Consider the following 16218-nt stretch of genomic DNA (forward strand, 5'->3'; position numbering starts at 1 on the left):
CAGCCCTTGTCGCTTTCTTCGCTGCTGCATTCCTGAACCGATAGGAGTTATCACCATGAACGCCGTTACCCAAACCGAAGCCCGCGCCATCAACACCGCCGCCGCTATCCCGCTGGAAGCCGCTGACCCGACCAAGAACCTGATTCTGGTTCCGCTGTCGCGGCTGGTGTCGCGCCCCACTGGCCGCAACGTGCGCAAGACCCCGCGCATGTCCATTCCCGAACTCGCCGCCAGCATCCAGCGTGTCGGCCTGCTGCAAAACCTCATCGTGATTGCCGCCGCCGACGGCGAGCATTACGAAGTCGTGGCCGGTGGCCGTCGCCTCGCAGCGTTGAAGCTGCTGGCGAAGAAGCACCGCATCAGCAAGGAATGGGAGGTGCCTTGCCTGCAGGTGGCCGATGGCACCGCACGCACGGCCAGCCTGACCGAGAACGTGCAGCGCGAAGCCATGCACCCCGCCGACCAGTTCGAGGCGTTCGCCGCGCTGGTGGCCGAAGGCCGCAGCATCGAGGATATCGCAGCGGATTTTTCCGTCACGCCGCTGGTGGTGCAGCGCCGCTTGAAACTCGCCAACGTCTCGCCGCGCCTGCTGGCCGACTATCGCGCCGAGGCCGTGAGCCTTGACCAGTTGATGGCCCTTGCCATCACCGACGACCACGCCGCGCAGGAAGCCGCGTTCTACGATGCGCCGACATGGCAGCGCAGCCCGCACAACCTGCGCGACCGTCTGACCGAACGCGAAATCGACGCCTACCGGCATCCGCTGGTGCGCTTTGTCGGGCTGGACGGCTACGAGCAGGAAGGCGGTGGCATCCGCCGCGACCTGTTCGCGGAGGGCGACAAAGGCGTGTATCTGACCGATGCCGCACTGCTGGAACGGCTGGCGCAGGACAAGCTGGCAGGTATCGCCGCCAAGGTGCAGGCCGAGGGCTGGGCGTGGGTGGATGCCACGCCGGGCATGACCCATGCCGATCTGCAAGCCTTCCAGCGTGCGCCAAGGGAACGCCGCAGTCCGAACAAGCGCGACGCGCAGCGCATCGAGAAGCTGCAAACCAAGCTGCACGAACTGGCCGAAGCCGTGGATGCCGCGCTGGACGACGAAGACGAAGAAAAGGCCGATGCCTTGCAGGAAGAAGGCGAACGCCTGGGCGAGCAGTTGCAGGCGCTGGAAGAAGGCTTGCTGGACTATGCGGCCAATGTGAAGGCCGCAGCCGGTGCCATCGTCACCATCGACCGCGACGGGCAGGCCGCGATTCATCGCGGGCTGCTGCGCGAAGCCGAAGCCAAGGCGCTGCGCACGCTGGAACGACTGCGGCAGGGTTTCGGCAGCGAAGGCGAAGCCGCAAACGAGGACGAAGGCGAGGACGACGAGCAGCCCAAGACCGCCACCATGTCCGACCGACTGGCGCAGCGGTTGAGCGCGCACCGTACCGCCGCGCTGCAAATCGAAGTGGCCCGGCATCCGCAAGCCGCGCTGGCCGCCGTGGTGCATGGCATGGTGCAGACCGTCTTGCAGGAAAGCCACTACGGCCACGACCTGCCGCTGGGCGTGCGCCTCACGGTGCAAGACCGGCTGGAAGGCATGGCCCCGGACTGGCCGGAATCACCCGCCGCCGTGGCGCTGCGCGAACTGCAACAGGTGGCAGGCGAAACCTTGCCGGAGGACAGCGCCGAACTGTTCGCCGCGCTGCTGGCGAAATCACAGGATGAACTGGTGCGGCTGCTGGCCGTGTGCTTAGCTTCCACGGTGGACGTGGTGACGCCTCGCGCCACGCCGCACCAGCCCGGCGCGGAACTGGCGCAGGCCGTGGGGCTGGATATGGCCGCGTGGTGGCAGCCCACCAATGAGGGTTACTTCCGGCATGTGCCGAAGGCCGCGATTCTGGAAGCCGTTGGCGGGTTCGCGCCCTCGCACGTCACCCGACTGGCGAAGTTGAAGAAGGGCGACATTGCCAGCGAAGCCGAACGGCTCGCCGCTGGCACCGGCTGGATGCCCGCCATCTTCCGCACCGAAGGCCCGCAGCAGGCCGGGCAGGACGCGCCGGCGGATGGCGAAGCCGAAGCACAGGAAGAAGCGGCCGCCGTGGCGGATGTCCAGCCGCAGGCCGAGGCTTTGGCCGCGTGACTTCGCACCGTAGATAGCGCCCCGGTTCCGGCCGGGGCGCTTCATATTGAGGATGCCTGCCATGACCCACCAACCCGCAAACCGCCCCCGTATGGCTGCGACCTATGCCTCCGGCACGGTGCGCGCCCGCCGCTGGCACGGCGACGGCGACGTGCGCGGCTACCGTCCGCCGCGTGGCTGGACGGCCCGCGCCGACCTGACCGATCTGCATCCCCTCACGGGCCGCGCCTTGCCGCGCGCCGTGTGGTGGATCATCGAAACCAAGAAATAACGAGCCGCACCGGCCCCAAGCCGTGCCGCCTTGGGGCCGGTGGTCGAAAACTCCGGGCGCGGCGGTGGCCGCGCCCGGTTTCACTGCTAAAAAAAAGCCCCATCGCCGCCTTCGGTCGGCGGCGATGGGGCCACGCACAAGGGCGCTCGTGCGCGAAATCCACGAAGCCAGCAAGTGTGGCGGCGCATCGCGCCGCCAACGATTCGACCGAGCCCCGCCGCAATGGGCGGGGCTGGTGTGGCTACGCCCCGGCTTGCTGCGGCAGGTTGCACGAAAGCGTGCCGTCCCCGACGCTGGCGGTTCGTTGTCTGTACGTCACGAAAGACGGTTCACCGACACGCCGCCCAGCCTCGCTTCTATGGAGCTTCCACACCACGCCTCAGTATGTGGCCGTGAGCTGCGGCAGGGGCGCTCTGGCCTTGTCGTCGGGGCATTGACCTGGCCCGCGTCAGGGCGCAAGCCGGTGCAGCCGTCACGCGGGGATGCCGAGTTGGCCACGTCTCCATTCGGGAGCGGGCGGCCTGTGCGTCCTTGTCTTGTTGTGAATCCTGGCGGTGGCGCGGCTGCGCCTTGGGCTTCATGGCCGCAACCTTGCAGCGAAAACAATTTCCCCTGCGCTGCGCGCATTCCTCGCGGGACAAATTCTTTTCGCTTCCAGGTTCTCCACGTTGTTGCGACCGCTGCGCGGTGCGACCAGCCCATCCCCCGCCGGCCGGATCACAACAAGGACGCACTGGCGCGACCTTGTTCAACCCGAAAGGAGAAACATCATGGCTAACATCGGCACCTTCACCGCAGAGAAAGACGGCTTCACCGGCACGCTTCGCACCCTGACGCTCAACGTCAAGGTCAAGCTGGTTCCCAACGACAAGGGCGACACCGAGAACGCCCCCGACTTCCACCTGCAAGCGGCTGGCCACGAAGTCGGCGCAGCGTGGAAGAAGACCAGCGAGGCCGGGCGGGAATACCTGTCCGTATCCATCGACGACCCTTCGTTCCCGGCGACGGTCTATGCCCGCCTGATCGAGAACGAGGACGGCACGCACGACCTGATCTGGTCGCGCAACAAGCCGAAGGCGGCCTGACAGCCGCTTACCGCGTCCCGCCCACTGCGGCGGGGCGCGATGCTGCTGATCGCAGCACCGCACGCGCAGGATTTCTGCTGCTGCCGCGTGCTGGATACGCCCGTCACCGCGGGCCTGCATGCGTGCCTTGTGGCTCGCAATCCGTGTCAACGAGCGGTGTGTGGCGTGTCGGCGCTGTAAGCGCCGCCGGGCTTTCGGGCTTCGCCCCGTGCCGGCAAGCCGTCACGGCCATCCGGCTTCAATCCCTCACGCCTTCGCGCCTGCGGCGCTGCGCGCTCCGCTTGCTGCAATTCAGTACCACACGCCAACGCGCTACGGCGTGTCGGGCTCTTCCAATATCGCCCTGAGTTCCTGGCGCACCTGTGCCAGCAATTCATCAGCTTCGCGGGTGCTGTCACCGGCATAAGCCAATGTGAGCAGCGTGAGCGGATGCACTTCCATGACCTCGCACAGATCGGCCAGCTTCTGGATGGTTGGGCTTTTCAGGTCGCGCTCCAGCGTGCTCATGTAGGTGCGACTGGACACGTTGGAGAACGCTTCCTGGCTCAAACCACGCGCCTTCCTTACCGTCCGAATCGCCGCTGCCAATGAGTTCTTCGCTGCCACCTATGGTTTCCCCAAAAAACCAAGATGACAGCCCATTGCGCCCTATAGGACTACAATCTATAGTGTTCATTTGGTGGTGATGTTTTCCTTTTCCGTGCTTTTACGGAGATCCGCATCTGCGGATTTCCTCAGACCCAGGGAACCGCGTCCGTGTCTTTCCTGACTTCCACCAATACGCCTTCGTGCCTCTCCGCTTTTGCGGCTTCGTGCGCTTGCGCATACGTGCATCCGTCCGCAGGCACAGATGCGCCTCGGCGATTGCGTGTGTTCGTGGAAGGGGCGCGGCCTTGACCACGCTTGTCACCGAGGAAGACCGGGTGCACCTACTGGCCCACGGCCTCACCCGCGCCGCAGGCCAGGAATGTGACCCGCTGCCCGTGGTGCGCCTGTTCACACCGGACGCACATGCGACCTGGCTATTGGCCGCGCTCGATCCGACCGATGGCGATACGGCCTACGGCCTGATCGACCTCGGGATCGGGATGCCTGCCCTGGCGACGGTGAAGCTGTCCGATCTGGCGTCCATCGTCGGGCCGCTCAAGCAGCCCGTGATACGAGATCGGTACTTCCAGCCGACGCGGCCGCTGTCGGAATACGTTCGACTGGCTCAGGAAAACGGTTCGATCACCGATTGACGCATTCCAGCGCGACCAGGCAAAAAGTATCGCATTGTGACTATTTCGGTCTTAGCCAAGACCTGGCAAGTCTTGATCCGCATGCTTGCACCAGGGTGGTGCGCTCCTGACCAAAACAGTCATGATGCCAGGCGCGAGATTCGGCACGGTGTTCAATGCTGCACCCCATTTCCGGGCGGTGCAGTCGTCGCATTTAGACGATTTCGGCAATGCACTGGAGCGAATCTGTCTTGACACCAGCAGTTAAAGCGTAACCCGAGTTTGATGACCACTTGATGGCGATTCGATAGCTCCCGCACAGCGGAATTGTGGCGACGTTCCCAGAAACAGGGAGGTTTCGCCATGACTGACCGCAGCAGCCAACACTGGTATCCCACGGCCGCGTATCTCTACACGCTGCACCTCGATGGCCCAGCGCTGGCTTGGGAGTATTTGCGCAGGAATGCAAGCTACCGGCGCGACTGGCTACGCCGGCGTCGCAAGCCAGATGCGGCGCAGGCCTGGGGCCTGCGCCTGCTGGAAGATCCCGGCCTGGATGCGCGCGATGCACATCCTGCTTGGTTCCCCGATCACGACGGCGTGGTGCAGCTATACCCCGACGCCGACCCACCACCCGATGCGCATACCTTCGAGTTCTGGCGCATTCCTGGGCGCAAGCAACTGACCCACGACGGCAAGCGCCTGGTGCTTGTATCGCATTGGCCAGGCTGCTGCGTTCGGCTCGCACTCGCACCCGACCTAGAAGATGGCTCGGCCTATCTCTACGCCACACGCGCCTGCGCCACGCCCTGTGCGCGCTACCGCACGCTCGCTGCGAAGCTGGATGCGCTATCTGCCGCAACCGTGGCCGCGCCTGTGGCAACAGCCCGCTCTCGCCCCACGCCCGCCGCGCTGCTGGAACTGCATACCTTGCAAGCGCTCGACGCGACCCTCGCGGGAGCCTCTTTGCGCGAAGTGGCCGAAGGTCTGTTCGGCGCGGATGCCGTCGCGGCCGACTGGCACAAAGACAGTGCATTGCGTGCCCGCGTGCGGCGGCTGGTACGCCGCGGCGATGAGCTGATGCACGGCGGCTACCGCCGACTAGCGCAGCTTCCAATGTTCCCGTCGCATTAGGGGGGACGTTTCTCGACCCGTGCGAATCGTCCCTTAGCAAGAAGCCTTGCTTTCTTGAGAGTGCCTCTATCCGGCCGCGTGGTGTGGCCGGGCTTGATGGAGGTACATCCCATGCGACCTGCTCCCTCGCGGCCTGCCGCCGCTGCCGTCACTGCGACCTCGCAGCCTCAACGCTACCTGACAAACGACGAAGCCGCCGACTACCTGCGGCTGTCGCCGCGCACGCTGGAGAAGCAGCGGGTGATCGGCGGCGGCCCCAAGTTCCGCAAGTTCGGCCGCCGCGTCATGTACGCGGTGTCCGACCTCGATGCCTGGGCCGACCAGCGCAGCTACGAGGCCACGTCCGATCCCGAATACGCCGAGCGCCACGCGGGCGACTACCGTGATGGCCGCTGATCGTCGGCGCGTGGGTGGCCTTCGCCATGTCCAGCCCGCCAGGGCAAGCCTTGCCGCAGCGCGAACAGCTCGATCTGTTCCGAGCGCTGCCGGGCGACATGGCGCCACGCGATTCCCAGGACTTGATGGCCTTTCCGTTCTTCTCGCTTGCCAAGTCGCGGCGCACGGCGCCGATCGACTTCCGCAGCGGGAACGTCACCATTCGCGTGGAAGGCACGCAGGAGCACGGCATCGCAACGATATGGGATGCCGACGTGCTGATATGGGCCGCCTCGCAGATCGTGGAGGCGCGCGACGCGGGCCTGCGCCCGTCGCGCTGGATACGCGCCACGCCTTACGAGATTTTGCGCTTCATCGGGCGCGGCACGTCCCTCAACGACTACCAGCGCCTGAAGGCCGCCCTCGACCGGCTGCAATCGACCACGGTGGCCACGTCCATCCGCGAAACCACGGGAAGGCGCTTGCATCGCTTCTCGTGGATCAACGAGTGGAAGGAACTCGCCGACGCCAGCGGCACCCCGCTGGGCATCGAGCTGATCTTGCCGGACTGGTTCTATGCCGGCGTGCTCGACGCCGCCCTGGTGCTGACCATCGACCCGGCCTATTTCCGCTTGAAAGGCGGTATCGAACGCTGGCTGTACCGCCTGGTGCGCAAGCATGGCGGGCGGCAGGAGCACGGCTGGCAATTCGACTTCCGACACCTGTACCGCAAATCCGGCAGCGCGGCCCGCTTCTCGGACTTCGCCTACGACGTGCGCGCCCTGGTGGCGCGGCAGTCGTTGCCCGGCTACGTCCTCGGCATCGAGCGGATGCCGGACGACAACACCGAGCTGCTGACCTTCCGGCCCGTGCCGCACGCGGCACGGGGATAACTGCGGGAGAACCTGTGGACGGCCTCGTGCTATCAGGAGTACCGGGTATCGTGCTATCAGGAGTACGACCCTCGTGCTATCAGGAGTACGAAAACGCCGGAAAGCCAACAACGGCGCGGGTTTGCGTTCCCTCTAACTTACCTAACAAGAAATACATAACTTTTAGTAGAAGCGCGCCGTTTCGGTGGACAACCACGAAATGGCACGCCCAGGCCGGCTTTCCAGCTCGGAGGGCCGCGCCATGATCTTCGCGTTTCTCAACCAGAAAGGCGGCGTCGGCAAGACCACGCTCGCCACGCACATCGCCGGCGAACTGGCGATGCGCGGCCTGCATGTCATCCTGCTGGATGCCGACCCGCAGGGGTCATCGCTCGACTGGACGCAGCGGCGTAGCCAGCAGGGCCTGCCCCGTCTGTTCAGCGCCGTGGGCCTTGCCCGCGAAACGCTGCATCAGGAAGCGCCAGAACTCGCCAGGCGGGCCGATCACATCATCATCGACGGCCCGCCGCGCATCGCCGCCCTCGCGCGCTCCGCGCTGCTGGCGGCCGAGCGCGTGCTGATCCCCGTGCAGCCCAGCCCCTACGACGTATGGGCTTCTGCCGAGATGGTCGCACTGATCCGCGAAGCACAGGTGTTCCGGCCAGCGCTACGCGCGGCCTTCGTCATCAACCGGCGCGTCAGCACCACCATCATCGGCAGGGAGGCACGGCAATCGCTGGCCGAACAGCCGCTGCCCGCGCTGCGCTCGGAGATCCACCAGCGCATCGTCTTTGCCGACAGCGTAGCCGCTGGCCGGCTCGCCCGCGAAACCGCGCCCGACAGCGCCGCTGCCCGCGAGATCGCCGCGCTCACCGACGAACTGCTGCGGTGGCCGACATGACTGGAAAGCCATCACCACGCAGCAAGCGCGTCGGCATCGGTGTACGTCCCCCAGCGAATCCGCACGCCGAAGCGTGGATTCGCCAGGGCGACGCAGATGCCTTGCAGAAAGGCGACCTCTACACCGCTCGACTGACGCTTGACATCACGCCCGCCATGCGGGCGCGCATCAAGGTGTCGGCCTTCACGCGAGGCGTGACCGTAGCCGAACTGCTGCGCAGCCTGCTGGAGCGGGAGTTTCCCCCGGAGGGCACGCCGTGAACGCATCCGCTTCGACCGCCCACACCCCCAAAGCAAGTGCGCCCACGGCTGCACCGCCGCCGGCGCCTTCGACACTCGCCGGCCAGGCCGGCAACGTGCCGCTGACGCGCGTGGCGCTGACCTACATCGAACCCCGCTTCAAGCTCTACCTGCGCTTCGGCGAACCGGCGCGCACGCTCCAGCTCGACCGCTGGCGGCGCTGCGCCGTGTTCCTGCCGAACGCGGTTCTGTGCCGCATCCGTTGGCAGGCCAACGACTACGGCACGATCCGCTGGCAGCTCATGGTGATGCAGACCGCCACGCCGCTGGACGCCGTGCAACGCATCCCCGGCGTGCAGCCGGGCGCGCGTCTGCTGTTGCACGCCGAAGGCGATGCCAACGTTCGCGCCGTGCTGGAACGCATCGACGACATCGAGGCGCTGGGCATCGCAGCCGCAGACACATCGCCCGCGTACTGGCGCACGCTCGCGAACCGGCTCGCAGCGCGCTCGGCGTTACCCACATACACCACAGAACGGCACGCCGCCTGGCTGGCAGGGAGGGCATTGCCATGACCACGATTTCCACGACCGGCCCCGTGCCGCATCCTCGCTCGCGCCTGCGCACTCGCCTCGTGCTGGCAGGCTTCGCCACCGTCGGCCTCGCTGCGCTGGCCTGGGCTGCGTTCGTGCAGCCCCTGCCGCGAATGGCCTACAACCCGTCCGACAGCGTGGCGGTCGGTTGGTATCGCATCGAACCGTTCGACCCGCGCACCGCCTCGCGGCCACGTCCGCTGTCCGTGGACAGCATCGTGCTGGTGCCGCTGCCCGACAGGGCCGCCATGCTGGCTGCGCAGCGCAGTTACCTACCGACCCGCGTTCCGCTGCTCAAACGTGTGGGCGCAGTCGCGCCACAACACGTCTGCATCGTCGCCGGCCAGGTTCGCATCGACGGCGTGCCGGTGGCCGCCGCCCTGCCTGCCGACCGGCAGGGCCGACCGCTGCCATCCTTGCAGCTTTGCCGCCGTCTCGAACCGGGCGAACTGTTCCTCTTGAGCGTGACCAACCCAGCGTCGTTCGACAGCCGCTATTTCGGGCCGGTCAGTGCATCCACCGCGATCGGCGTTGCGCATCCGATCTGGCTGGAGACACGTCCATGATGGCCGCCGATTCGCTGCACTTTGCCGCGCCTCTCATCGTGCCATCGGGCATGTCGTTCTACTGTTCGTCGCCTTGTCATCGCACGTGCAGTGCGGGTGCATTCGCACCGCACTTCGCGCTGCCTTCGGCGCAGCCGTCCAACGTGCAGGCGTCTTGCCTCGAACGCGCCTGGCCTGCGGCCATTGGCGTGTTCGCCGGCGGGCTGGCTGCTGGTGCAGCAGCGCCGCCGGGCCGCCGATGCCCGGAGCGGGAGCGAGGGGCAAAGGCGGAAGGCAAGACAAAAGGACGCGGCACCGGGCCGCGTCGAAGGCCTGTCTGCACATGGGGGTGGCGCGGCACGGAGCGGCTTTGCCGCCGTGCCGCGTGGGGCGCGAGGCCCGCGCCAATGCAGGCATGTCCGCGTGCTTCGCACGCCCGGAGACGCCGGAGCTTGCCAGGGGCGCTGCCATGACCGACCGCCGCGACGACGATTTCCGGGTGCGCCCTGGCGCGCCGAAGAACCGAGGCAAAGGCCAGGGCCAGAGCTTCGTTTCCAAGGTGCTCAAGCGGGCTGGCAAAGCCAGCGGCGGCAAGTCGGCGGTGCGCCGTCCTGTCGCTGGCGGGAGCGGCCAGCACGCGGGCCAGCGGCCCGGCTCACGGCTTGGGCGCGGCCATACGGCAGCGCGCTTCGCAGGTGCAAAGCTGACACCCATGTCACGGCGCGTGACCGTCAAGACGCTGCTGGTCAACCAGCGCAACGCCAGCCCGCAGTCGCTCGCCAAGCACCTGCGCTACATCGAGCGCGACGGTGCCGGCCGGGACGGCGAGCCGGGCCGTGCCTACGGGCCGCAGACCGACCATGCCGACCTCGATGCCTTCAAGGAACGCTGCCAGGACGACCGACACCATTTCCGTTTCATTGTTTCCCCGGAAGACGGAGCCGAGCTGGACGACCTGCGCACCTACACCCGGCACCTGATGAACCGCATGGAGGCCGACCTGGGAACGCGGCTGGATTGGGTGGCGGTCGATCACTGGAACACCGACAACCCGCACACGCACCTGATCGTGCGCGGACGCGACGATACCGGCAGAGACCTCGTCATCGCGGGCGACTACATCGCCCACGGCTTCCGCCATCGCGCCGCCGAGCTGGCGACGGAATGGCTGGGGCCGCGCACCGAACTGGAGATCCAGCAGACCTGGCAGCGCGAGGTGAAGCAAGAGCGGTGGACGAGCCTCGACCGCACGTTGCAGCGCGAGGTCGGCGAGGATGACCGGGTGCGGATCGAACGCTTCAACGAACCGACGTTGCAACGCCAGCGCCTGCTACTGATCGGCCGGCTGCAACGCTTGCAGCGGCTCGGCCTGGCCGACGAGGTGCAGCCCAGCACCTGGGCCATCCATGCCGACGCTGAGAAGACCCTGCGTGCCCTGGGCGAGCGTGGCGACATCATCCGCACCATGCAGCGCGCCATGAGCGGCCAGCCGCGCGAGCTGGCGGTATTCGAGCCGGCCGACGACGGCCGTACCCTCGTCGGCCGCGTGGCCGCCAAGGGGCTGGCCGACGAGCTGCACGACCGCGGCTATCTGGTCATCGACGGCGTGGACGGCAAGGCCCACTACGTCGCTTTGAACGCCCGCGACGAACTGGCGAGCTACCCCACCGGCGCGGTGGTGGAGGTGCGTGGTTCCGCCGAGGTACGGGCGGCGGACAAGAACATCGCCGCACTGGCGAGCGATGGCCTGTACCGTACCGATCATCACCTGGCGATCGAGCAAGGCCGAGCCAAGCCCGGCCGCGACCCGCAGGAAGTCGTCGCGGCCCACGTCCGACGGCTGGAAGCCCTGCGCCGGGCCGGCATCGTGGAGCGCGTGGCGGAAGGGCTATGGAAAGTGCCGGACGACCTATCCGAGCGTGGGCGCCAGTACGATGCGCAGCGACTGGGCGGCGTGGCCGTGGACCTGAAATCTCACCTGCCGATCGAGCGGCAGGCCCGCGTGATCGGCGCCACCTGGCTCGACCAGCAACTGATCGGCGGCGGCCGGGGATTGGGCGACCTGGGCTTTGGTGGCGATGCCAAGCAAGCCTTGCAGCAGCGCGCCGACTTCCTCGAAGAACAGGGGCTGGCCCAGCGGCGTGGGCAGCGGGTGATTCTCTCCCGGAATCTGCTGGAAACGCTGCGCAATCGGGAGCTGGCGCAGGCCGCCCAGCACATTGCCGCCGATAGTGGGTTGGAGCATCGGCACGTCACAGACGGGCAGCGCGTAGCCGGCATCTACCGGCGCTCGGTCATTCTCGCCAGCGGTCGCTATGCGCTGCTCGATGACGGCATGGGGTTCAGTCTGGTGCCTTGGCGGCCGATAATCGAGCCACGACTGGGGCAGCAGATCGCCGCGACTGTACGCGGCGGCGGTGTGTCATGGGAGGTTGGACGGCAACGAGGTCCTGGGATTGGATAGGGGCCGTAGGCTGTCGTACCGAGTTAAGGTGTCGAGCAGCGTTCTGGCCCTAGCTTCTGTGCTCCGTTAAGGCGACTAGTCTGTGCTTATCGCCGACGCTGTGGGTGCATGGTTGCTTGCCGATTCCGGTGCAACTCGCAAACGCGCTGCCCCGACCTGAACTGCCCATTCAACGATCTGCCCGGCCAACACGTCCGTCGCGACACCGAACGCGCTCACCACATCTGCCTCTCGCTTGCTGCCTGTAGCTTGGATTGCTTCGAAGCGTCTACTGGCAATAGCAGTCCGTTTGGCCGGATCGACCAGTTGCACATCGAGCCGAACCCGAACCGCGGCGATCGCTTCAGTGCCGCGGTATTCGAGCTGGAACGCCCGTAGCGTACTGCGCAACTCCATATCGGCGCTCATTGGCGTGCTATCGGTAATCACCGAAGTCGACCGCCCATCGCGCATGAAGGCTTCGACGATTCGGTCGCGTAGCAGCACCGGTGCGGGGTCGGCCCAACGCACTCCTTGCCAAGCCGACAAGCGACCATCGGGCTGCGCAATGAAAAGCCGCTCCGAATCCAGGACGCGACTACTCTCAGGGGCGTAGACGCGCAGCGCCCCAGGTCCAGGAACGGCGCGTGGCGTACTCTCCGCCTGGGCGATGTGATAGTCGGGCAGTTTGTAGGTGACCATTGGAGCTGTTTTGGGAAGCACACTGCACGCGGACAAGCCGAGTACTAGCGTCATAGTCGCGGCAGCGACGGGAATCATCCTGGCGGAAGTGTTCACGGCTTGGTTTCCTCAATGTTCTCTCCACCGAGCAGGTATTGCGCCGGATTGCGATCCAGTCGGCGCAGCACGGTGTTTAGATTGGCCAGCGCCTGCTGGAGTTCGTGCATGGCAGGGCCTGTGGCGGCCATGCCTTGGTTCAGCGATTCCTGATTGTTTTGCAGTAGCGTCTCAACCCTGAAAGCGGCGCGTTCGAGGGATGCCGTTGCATCACGCGTGTTCACCATGATTTGCTTACCATCGTTATTTAGTAGCAGGTTGGCATCGCGAAGAGTGCTATTTGCTTGGCGCACGGCAGCTGTCGATTCTCTGCTTGCTTCGGTCAGATTGCTGATTAACGTCGCGATCTCGGCCCTCTGGTCAGCGACCGCGCCCGTAGTCTGTTCGAGATTCACTAGACTGCGGTGCACAAGAGCCAAATTCTCCTTCGACAGTAACTCCTGCGTGCGCAGCAAGATGCCGTTGAGTGTCGTCATGCTGTTACCCTCGCCGGAGACCAGGGATGCCATCGCCGAACGTGGCGCGAGGATCAACGGTTCCTCGTCCTCTTTCCGATCCAGCAATGGCACGTTTGGCCCACCGTCGCTCAACTCGATCACCGCGTTGCCGGTAATTCCCGTGATGACCAATTCAGCGCGGGTATCCTGCCGGACCGGGATGGTGGCATTGATACGCACGCGCGCTATCGCCCGCCTTGGGTCAGGCGGCGAAAGAGAAAGTGCAACGACTTCGCCAATCGTGATTCCGCTGTACTGAACCTGGCTGCCGGGCGTAAGCCCGGTCACTGGCTCATCGAACATGATCCGGTAATACTGGTAATCGTGGTCGGAACGTGTGTCGCTGAGCCAGAGCGCGAAGCCGATACCAATCGCACCGAGCAGCACGACGAACAGACCAATGAATACATGATGGGCACGTGGCTCCATGATCAGACCACCTCGTTTTCAGAGTGTAAATATTGCGTGCGCCCAGCCCAATGCGTGCGCGACGGAAGAATGATGCAGATGCGGAAGGGTTTCATGGCTGCGTCTCTTGGCTGGAAGCACCAGTGGCCTGTGCGGCCGCACGGCCACGGGGGCCGTGAAAGTATTCCTGTATCCACGGGTGCTTGAATCGCTCGACTGCCTCGATGCCGTCGTTGATGAGTACCTTCTGGTTCGCCAGGACCGCGACACGGTCGCATATGGTGTACAGCGTATCGAGGTCGTGGGTTACCAGAAACACCGTGAGACCCAGTGCATTGCGCAGGGTCAGAATCAATTGGTCGAAAGATGCAGCCCCGATTGGATCCAGTCCTGCGGTGGGTTCGTCAAGAAACAGGATGTTCGCATCAAGCGCCAAGGCTCTCGCCAGTGCTGCTCGTTTCACCATGCCTCCGGACAACGAGGCCGGATATTTGTCTCCCGCTCCGGCAGGCAACCCCACCAAGCCCAGCTTGCTTCTTGCCAAACGCTCGGCAAGAGGCCGCGCCAGACCGACATGCTCGATTAAAGGAAGAGCGACGTTCTCCAAGACGGTCAGCGATGAATACAACGCGCCCTTCTGGAACAGAATGCCGAACCTTCGCTCCATACGCGCGCGTGCAAGCCATTGGGCTCGCAGTAGGTCGCGCCCCCCGATACGGACCACGCCCGAATGCGGCTTCTGCAGCCCGACGATGCTACGCAAGAGCACGGATTTCCCGGTGCCTGATCCTCCCACCACGCCAAGGATTTCCCCGCGTCGCACGTCCAGGTCCAGGTCCTGATGGACCTGCTGGGTTCCAAACCTGTTGTCTAGGCCGCGCACTTCAATAGCGTGTCGCACACCGTTGTCGGTGTCTTCCTTCACCGCGCTCACCAGCCCATCTCCATGAAGAACAGTGCAGCGATGGCATCGATCAGGATCACCATGAAGATTGATTGCACAACACTAGAAGTCGTGTGGTCGCCTACCGACTCAGCGCTACCGGCGACCTTGAACCCTTCATGGCAGCCGATAGCGGCGATCATCACCGCGAAGAGCGGGGACTTGCTCATTCCGACAAGAAAATGGCGCACCTCGATTTTTTCCTGCACGATGGCAAGGAACTGTGCAGGAGGAATCTCCAAGCTCAGTGCGCATACAGTGGCGCCGCCCACAATGCCAGCCAAGATGCCTACTAATGTGAGCAGTGGCAAGGACACAAGAAGCGCCAGCACGCGTGGCAGCACCAGCAACTCGATGGGGTCGAGCGCGTTGGAGCGAAGCGCATCGATCTCTTCATTTGCCTTCATCGAACCGATTTGGGCGGTATACGCGCTTGCGGTACGGCCTGCAATCAATATGGCCGGGAGCAGCACTCCGAACTCGCGCATGAACGAGAAGGCGACCAGATGCACCGAGAAGATGCTCGCACCGAAGTTGGCCAGCACCGTTGCGCCCAGGAACGCCACCACCATTCCTACCATGAAGCTCAGTAGCGCCACGATGGGAATGGCGTCCACCGCTGACCGCTGGATTTGAGCGATCACCGAGGTCGTGCGCCAGCGACGCGGGTGACGAACGGTACGGCTCCATGTTTCGATGATCTGACCCACGAACCCGGCCAGACCAAGACACGCACGACAGCCCTGTTCCACGGTCAGGCCTATGCGTCCCAGACCGCGGAGCAGAGGATTCCCGCTCACCGCTGCTTTGTCCGTCTTCTGCTGAGCGGTAGCAGCGGCGGCAAGCGCTTTCATTAGGGCGAGGCGATCCGGGGACAGATTTGGAGCTGCCTCCGGCCGGTCGAGTATCGAGTCTGGCCCGAGAATTTCCACCAGCAGAGCCGCGCCGGCGGTGTCCAGTCTCTGGACTTGCGTCCAGTCGAGCAAGGGAGTGGCGTACCCCTCGGCATGGCTGATGCGGGCGGCGGACACGGATTTTGCCAGACTGGCGTAGTGCTCTATCGTCCAGTCGCCACCCGCCAGCCATTTGTGATCACCGCCGACCATGGCATCCTGCCGGAGCCAAGCCTGTGAAGCGTTGCTCATGGCTGCGTGTCCCGCCAAGCGCTGTCGATGCGCTCGATGCAGTTCGTGATCGCCGCTTTGGCATGACCCAGCAATGTGTACGAACCGGCGAACTCTTTAATGACGTTGCCGCGCTCGAAGCAACTGGCGGCAGCAACGCGTCGTCCCGTACTTACATCGACTGCTTCGAACTCTAGGCTGGCACCGCCCGTCGTCACGGGTCCAACCAGCAGGGTCGTCATTGCATTGACTGCCCGATTCGGTGTCTGCAGTTCGGTGACCGCTACACGCACCCGAACCTGTCCCGTGCCACCTGGGGTGGCGGGACTTTTGCCTTCCTGGCGTTTCAGTTCGCTCGTCACATGGTCTAGCACTTCACGCTGCTGCGCGTCATCGAGCCCATCGATGCGACCCGAGGCGGTCTTGATCTGCGCATCTTCCACCACGACAGCGGCATAACGCTTGGGCTCGAATCCCGCTGCGCGGTACATCAGTACGTTCTCGTATCGTGTCGGCGATAACTTCTCGTAGTCGCCGAGAAATCCGGAGCGCGTCATGCTGTTGGTCGCGCATCCAGAGAGCGCGGCTGCTACGCAAAAAAAAATGCCGCCGCGGATCAATGCAGTTTTGCTCTTCATAATGGGT

18 protein-coding genes are annotated in these 16218 nt (G+C 64.9%); 12 read left to right on the forward strand and 6 right to left on the reverse strand.

Annotated features, from left to right (window positions below; all coding sequences use genetic code 11):
• Window positions 1-55 precede the first annotated feature (55 nt).
• The 3 genes from K5H97_RS23795 (at window position 56) to K5H97_RS23805 (ending at window position 3481) form a co-directional block, all read left to right on the forward strand.
• On the forward strand, window positions 56-2125 hold the full coding sequence (locus tag K5H97_RS23795) for a ParB/RepB/Spo0J family partition protein (RefSeq protein WP_006379606.1): 2070 nt from the start codon (window positions 56-58) through the stop codon (window positions 2123-2125).
• Window positions 2126-2186: 61 nt separating this feature from the next.
• Window positions 2187-2396 carry a hypothetical protein gene (locus tag K5H97_RS23800; RefSeq protein ID WP_016487839.1) on the forward strand — a complete coding sequence of 70 codons (210 nt, stop codon included), beginning with the start codon at window positions 2187-2189 and terminating at the stop codon, window positions 2394-2396.
• Between the two features lie 770 nt (window positions 2397-3166).
• Complete coding sequence (locus K5H97_RS23805; protein ID WP_001273857.1) at window positions 3167-3481, forward strand: DUF736 domain-containing protein; 315 nt, start codon at window positions 3167-3169, stop codon at window positions 3479-3481.
• A 312-nt stretch (window positions 3482-3793) separates the two neighbouring features.
• Here the strand turns inward: K5H97_RS23805 and K5H97_RS23810 are convergent, their stop codons facing one another.
• On the reverse strand, window positions 3794-4087 hold the full coding sequence (locus K5H97_RS23810; RefSeq protein ID WP_006379425.1) for a helix-turn-helix domain-containing protein: 294 nt from the start codon (window positions 4085-4087) through the stop codon (window positions 3794-3796).
• Between the two features lie 287 nt (window positions 4088-4374).
• Between K5H97_RS23810 and K5H97_RS23815 the strand changes: the two genes are divergently transcribed.
• From K5H97_RS23815 to K5H97_RS23855, 9 genes are all read left to right on the forward strand, one after another.
• Window positions 4375-4722 carry a DUF2958 domain-containing protein gene (locus K5H97_RS23815; protein ID WP_016487838.1) on the forward strand — a complete coding sequence of 116 codons (348 nt, stop codon included), beginning with the start codon at window positions 4375-4377 and terminating at the stop codon, window positions 4720-4722.
• A 342-nt stretch (window positions 4723-5064) separates the two neighbouring features.
• Window positions 5065-5835 (forward strand): DUF2285 domain-containing protein, encoded by a 771-nt coding sequence (locus tag K5H97_RS23820; protein WP_006379424.1) that lies wholly within the window; start codon window positions 5065-5067, stop codon window positions 5833-5835.
• Window positions 5836-5946: 111 nt separating this feature from the next.
• Window positions 5947-6231, forward strand: a complete 285-nt coding sequence (locus K5H97_RS23825; protein ID WP_001247107.1) for a helix-turn-helix transcriptional regulator — start codon at window positions 5947-5949, stop codon at window positions 6229-6231.
• A 26-nt stretch (window positions 6232-6257) separates the two neighbouring features.
• Window positions 6258-7103, forward strand: coding sequence for a replication initiator protein A (locus tag K5H97_RS23830; RefSeq protein ID WP_022652188.1), 846 nt, complete (start codon window positions 6258-6260; stop codon window positions 7101-7103).
• 241 nt (window positions 7104-7344) lie between these two features.
• A complete protein-coding gene (parA, locus tag K5H97_RS23835) occupies window positions 7345-7983 on the forward strand; it encodes a ParA family partition ATPase (RefSeq protein WP_003092312.1) in 639 nt (212 codons plus the stop codon).
• On the forward strand, window positions 7980-8243 hold the full coding sequence (locus tag K5H97_RS23840; RefSeq protein ID WP_022652187.1) for a hypothetical protein: 264 nt from the start codon (window positions 7980-7982) through the stop codon (window positions 8241-8243). The genes parA and K5H97_RS23840 overlap by 4 nt, the downstream gene beginning before the upstream one ends.
• Window positions 8240-8797 (forward strand): DUF2840 domain-containing protein, encoded by a 558-nt coding sequence (locus K5H97_RS23845; protein WP_006379346.1) that lies wholly within the window; start codon window positions 8240-8242, stop codon window positions 8795-8797. The genes K5H97_RS23840 and K5H97_RS23845 overlap by 4 nt, the downstream gene beginning before the upstream one ends.
• Window positions 8794-9381 (forward strand): S26 family signal peptidase, encoded by a 588-nt coding sequence (locus K5H97_RS23850; protein ID WP_006379345.1) that lies wholly within the window; start codon window positions 8794-8796, stop codon window positions 9379-9381. Before K5H97_RS23845 ends, K5H97_RS23850 begins: the two co-directional genes overlap by 4 nt.
• A gap of 448 nt (window positions 9382-9829) precedes the next feature.
• Window positions 9830-11824 (forward strand): relaxase/mobilization nuclease and DUF3363 domain-containing protein, encoded by a 1995-nt coding sequence (locus K5H97_RS23855; RefSeq protein WP_016487835.1) that lies wholly within the window; start codon window positions 9830-9832, stop codon window positions 11822-11824.
• Window positions 11825-11899: 75 nt separating this feature from the next.
• Here K5H97_RS23855 and K5H97_RS23860 read toward each other — a convergent pair whose 3' ends face one another.
• The 5 genes from K5H97_RS23860 to K5H97_RS23880 all read right to left on the reverse strand — a co-directional run bounded on the left by K5H97_RS23860 (window position 11900) and on the right by K5H97_RS23880 (window position 16211).
• Window positions 11900-12601, reverse strand: a complete 702-nt coding sequence (locus K5H97_RS23860; RefSeq protein WP_016487834.1) for an ABC-type transport auxiliary lipoprotein family protein — start codon at window positions 12599-12601, stop codon at window positions 11900-11902.
• Entirely contained in the window at window positions 12598-13527 is a 930-nt protein-coding gene (locus K5H97_RS23865) for an MlaD family protein (protein ID WP_016487833.1), read from the reverse strand. Before K5H97_RS23865 ends, K5H97_RS23860 begins: the two co-directional genes overlap by 4 nt.
• 91 nt (window positions 13528-13618) lie before the next feature.
• Window positions 13619-14407 carry an ABC transporter ATP-binding protein gene (locus K5H97_RS23870; RefSeq protein WP_028689679.1) on the reverse strand — a complete coding sequence of 263 codons (789 nt, stop codon included), beginning with the start codon at window positions 14405-14407 and terminating at the stop codon, window positions 13619-13621.
• Window positions 14408-14436: 29 nt separating this feature from the next.
• Window positions 14437-15594 carry an MlaE family ABC transporter permease gene (locus tag K5H97_RS23875; RefSeq protein WP_016487831.1) on the reverse strand — a complete coding sequence of 386 codons (1158 nt, stop codon included), beginning with the start codon at window positions 15592-15594 and terminating at the stop codon, window positions 14437-14439.
• On the reverse strand, window positions 15591-16211 hold the full coding sequence (locus K5H97_RS23880) for a DUF3313 family protein (RefSeq protein WP_016487830.1): 621 nt from the start codon (window positions 16209-16211) through the stop codon (window positions 15591-15593). Before K5H97_RS23880 ends, K5H97_RS23875 begins: the two co-directional genes overlap by 4 nt.
• Window positions 16212-16218: the final 7 nt, after the last annotated feature.

The sequence above is a fragment of the Pseudomonas mosselii genome (assembly GCF_019823065.1).
GTDB lineage: Bacteria > Pseudomonadota > Gammaproteobacteria > Pseudomonadales > Pseudomonadaceae > Aquipseudomonas > Aquipseudomonas mosselii.